The organism is Candidatus Schekmanbacteria bacterium, from assembly GCA_003695725.1.
Taxonomy (GTDB): domain Bacteria; phylum Schekmanbacteria; class GWA2-38-11; order GWA2-38-11; family J061; genus J061.
Genome location: RFHX01000355.1, coordinates 1 through 4011 on the forward strand (window position 1 = coordinate 1; position 4011 = coordinate 4011).

Here is a 4011-nt window from a genome sequence, read left to right on the forward strand (position 1 = left end):
ATCCCAATCTTTGAAATAAAATATAATATAAAGAAACATTTTAAAGAACTTCCACAAGTTGTAAAAGAAATTTTGGATAAGCTATGAAAACAAAACTTCTTGAAAGAGTGCCTGTGCCATCAGAAAAAATTCTATCAAGAATAGAAAACGCGAAAGCTGTAATATTCGATGATTCAGTAGGCGAACCATATCTGTTAAATGAAACAGGAACATTGATATGGCAGTTATGTGATGGAAATTTGAAAATAAAAGAAATCATAGAAATTCTGTGTCAACAATTTGAAGATGACCCATCCCGCATAGAAAAAGAAGTTTTGGATTTTATAGACAAATTAAAAGAAAAAAAAATTATTTCACTTGAATAAAAAAATGTATGTCAAAACGCCAATTGAAGTTACTTGGTCCTTTACAAAAAGATGCAATCTGAACTGCTCGTTCTGTCTCATAGATGCTAAAAAAGAATATAGATTATCAAAAAAGCTCTGTGAAAAAGTACTCGATGAAATTATCAAAGGGAAAGTATTGAAAGTCATTTTAACAGGAGGCGAACCTCTATATGAACCTTCTGTTTTTCAAATTATTAAAAAACTTCGCTATAATGGAATAGCTGTTGAATTGACAACAAATGGCACACTGATAAATAAAAAAATATTAAAAAAACTTGCAGACTGTGGACTAAGAGAAATTCAAATTAGCATCAATGGTTCAAAAGCAGAGATAAATGACTACTTGATGGGGAAATCCTTCACTAAAATAATCAATGCAATCATCTTATCATTGGAAAAAGATTTTAATGTCCATACGAAAACAACGATTACTTCCTTCAATATTTTGGACATTCCTTCTCTAATTGAAGTGCTGAAAAGTTTGGGCATAAAAAAAATAGACCTCGATGAAGTCGTACCTATGGGACGCGCGCTCCTTAATTATGCATCATTAAAGCCTTCATTGAATGACCTCTTAAAACTTGACTCAATAGTTGATGAAATAAATGAAAAGGAGAATAAATTAGAAATTGAATTTTCAAGTTTTACATTGACCATGGCTAATGATGGATGCGCTGCAGAATGCAGTATTGGAGATGAAAATTCCTATTGCTGCACAATAACTGCTGACGGCAACCTCTATCCCTGTACATTATCCACTCTATGGAATAAAGAAAACAATATTATCGATAAGGGAATAATAAAGGCATGGAAAGATATTTCATATTTTAAAAAATACATAAACGAGGAAAAGTTAGAGGGGGATTGCTCAAAATGCGACACGAAAAAAGACTGTAAAGGAGGATGCCGTCCACTTGCCTATGCATTTAGCGGAAACGAATGGAGCGAGTTTCCCCTATGTCCACGGATAGGATAAAAAAATTTTTTTTATAATTAAGGAGCAAAATATGAAAAGAAGAGAATTTCTCGAAAAAGGTAAAAAGATTGCAACTGTTACTGCTGTAGCCTCATTATTAAAAAAATGGGTTAGTCCTCAAATAATTTCACTTGAAGATGATGCCTATGCAGATAAGAAACCCAAATGTCCCAAAAAAAATGAATCTGTCGAAAAGAGACTCAAAAAATGCAGAAAAAAGAAAGGGAAAAAGTTTAGTTAAACTCCCTTTGCATCTCCCTGCTTGAAAAGAATTAGAGATTCTCCTGTAATAAAATCCCGCCTAATTCTTTTCACTCCATTACGGATTATCTTATATGGACAATATCCATAGCCCTTAAGGAAATTGATAACTTCAAAAGATGATGTCCCCCGGGCTTTCAAAGTATTTTCTGTAAGCTCAATCAAAATGGTGGGTTTCAACTTTGAAAGAATTTTCACCATACCTTTAAGGACGGAATATTCGCATCCCTCTACATCGATCTTTACAAGGTCAACTCTATTAATCCTATTTCTTTCAACAAAATTATCAAGAGTAATCGCCCTAACCTTTTCCTTTCTTTCATCACAGGAATTATCTGGAAAAGGAATTTTTGCAGAGCCGCTGTTGCCTTTATCACCGAGAGCAATTTCCATTTCCCCCTCTTTTTCATAGATAACGAAAGGGCAGAGTACAACATTAGTCAGTGAATTTATTTCAACATTCTCTTTCAATTTTTTATATGTGCTGCTTACCGGCTCAAAAGCGTAAACTTTCCCTCCTTTTCCTACTCTGACAGCTGCTTGAAGAGTGTAATAGCCAATGTTTGCGCCTACATCAAAAAAAACCATTCCCTCCTTTACAATTTTTCTGAAATAAGAGGTATGTAAATACTCAATGGCATAATAACCAGTCAAAAAAATCTGATAGGGAATCCAATCATCGATATCAAGGATTATCTTTTCTCCAAGATCAAATGAGATTTCAGTCCTATAACCTTTCCATCTTGCAAATCTTCCCAAAAGATTGAATATCTGCCACTTCCCCTTGAAATAAGGTGTGCTTTCATAAATTGAACGCAATTTTTTTGCCATCTTATCCCAAAAAGGAGTTGGATTTTCTATTCCCTCTTTCATAAATAATTATTCTCTTAACAAACAATCTACCTTAAAAGATATTATCATTATTATCCTTCCAAGAAAAACCATTTTGAAAAAAGATGCATTTCATTGATACTTCTCATTTTGTTGTTTTTTCATACTGAAAAGTAATGTTAGTATAATGAATCAGCAATTGTGTAAAAAAAAATTTTTGATAAGATGATTGAAATAAATTCAAAAGATGAAGTTGATTCGTCTATTTCAAAAAAAATAATCAGCAACACCATCTACAATTATTTGGGAAATTTAACCCAAATATTCATAAACTTTTTTCTTACACCTTATATCTTCAGAAAACTTGGAGCAGAAAGATTTGGCATATGGGCATTTATGTTTGCTGTTACGAGCTATTTCAGCCTTCTCGACCTTGGGGCAGGAGGCTCATTCACAAAATATCTTGCTGAATATAAAGCAAAGAGAGACACAAAGAATATCAACAATATTATTAATCATGGACTCCTTTTTTACCTGCCTTTAGGCATCATACAGTTTATTGCTGGATATTTTCTGATAGATATTATAATTGGCTTCTTTAAGATAGAAGAAGTATATATAAGTGAAACCTATAATGTTTTACTTTTCGGCATTCTTGCCTTTTGCATCCAAAGCACAGTTACGCCCATACGCTCAATCTTTGAAGGCTTCCAAAAGATGGGTATACTCAATTACATTAAAATCATTTCTGCTATTCCCCGCGCTGCAGGTATTGTGTTTGTCCTCCATTATGGCTATGGCCTAACTGGTTTAGCCCTTAACGAAGCCGCCTATTCAATTTATATAGGAATTGCATATATCTATTACAGTTACAAAATATTTCCTCAAATAAGTTTTTTCCCAAAGATTATTGAAAAAGATGTTTTCAAAAAAATATTTACTTTTGGATACAAAGTTCAGGTTGCAAAGATTGCTTACCTCATAAATTTTCAAACAGACAAGTTTCTCATAGGTTATTTTCTGAATACTGCTTCCATTGGATTCTATGACATAGGAAATCGTGTCGCTTCAATTGCAAGGTCATTTCCCCTTCTTATGGTTTCGGCAATTACACCTGCGGCAAGCGAAGTTGATTCTACTAAGTCAAAAGAAGAACTTTGGAAATTATATATTAGAGCATCAAAGTTTCTGCTTATTTTTACCACACCAATTTTCATTTTTCTTGCCTTCAATAACAAGATTATATTGGAATTGTGGTTGTCCAAATCTTATCCGCCTGCGGAAATGGTCCTATTGATTATGTGCAGTGCCTACTATTTCAATCTTATTTCAGGCGTTGCAAATGTCGTTTCAATAGGCATAGGGAAACCTGAATTTGAAATGGAAACAAGCATTTATGCTTCTTTGCTGAATATACTATTGAGCATAATTTTAATCATTAAATATGAACTGGCAGGATGTGTGATTGCTACTGCGATTACCTTTCTTTTCTATTCACTCTTTCTTGTATATAAATTCCACTCTCACTATAATGAATCGCTTACTATTTTTATTAAG

General features: G+C 33.1%; 5 protein-coding genes. 4 read left to right on the plus strand and 1 reads right to left on the minus strand.

What is annotated here, in order from left to right; genetic code table 11:
- Window positions 1–83 precede the first annotated feature (83 nt).
- The 3 genes from D6734_12845 to D6734_12855 are packed head-to-tail and all read left to right on the plus strand — an operon-like array spanning window position 84 to window position 1603.
- Window positions 84–365: a PqqD family protein gene (locus D6734_12845; GenBank protein RMF92189.1), complete on the plus strand. Its 282-nt coding sequence runs from the start codon at window positions 84–86 to the stop codon at window positions 363–365.
- Window positions 358–1362, plus strand: a complete 1005-nt coding sequence (locus tag D6734_12850) for a radical SAM protein (GenBank protein ID RMF92190.1) — start codon at window positions 358–360, stop codon at window positions 1360–1362. The genes D6734_12845 and D6734_12850 overlap by 8 nt, the downstream gene beginning before the upstream one ends.
- Before the next feature lie 31 nt (window positions 1363–1393).
- Window positions 1394–1603 (plus strand): hypothetical protein, encoded by a 210-nt coding sequence (locus D6734_12855; GenBank protein ID RMF92191.1) that lies wholly within the window; start codon window positions 1394–1396, stop codon window positions 1601–1603.
- Here the strand turns inward: D6734_12855 and D6734_12860 are convergent.
- Window positions 1600–2496 (minus strand): FkbM family methyltransferase, encoded by an 897-nt coding sequence (locus D6734_12860; GenBank protein RMF92192.1) that lies wholly within the window; start codon window positions 2494–2496, stop codon window positions 1600–1602. The two genes, D6734_12855 and D6734_12860, sit on opposite strands and share 4 nt — an antisense overlap.
- A 183-nt stretch (window positions 2497–2679) precedes the next feature.
- On the opposite strand from D6734_12860, the gene D6734_12865 reads away from it, so the two are divergent.
- A partial coding sequence (locus tag D6734_12865) for a hypothetical protein (protein RMF92193.1) occupies window positions 2680–4011 on the plus strand: 1332 nt, incomplete at its 3' end.

What these genes read in the sequence shown, in the direction of transcription:
- D6734_12855 (RMF92191.1), top strand. Translation starts at nt 1,394, where the DNA reads ATGAAAAGAAGAGAATTTCTCGAAAAAGGTAAAAAGATTGCAACTGTT.
- D6734_12845 (RMF92189.1), top strand. Translation starts at nt 84, where the DNA reads ATGAAAACAAAACTTCTTGAAAGAGTGCCTGTGCCATCAGAAAAAATT.
- D6734_12860 (RMF92192.1), bottom strand. Translation starts at nt 2,496, where the DNA reads ATGAAAGAGGGAATAGAAAATCCAACTCCTTTTTGGGATAAGATGGCA.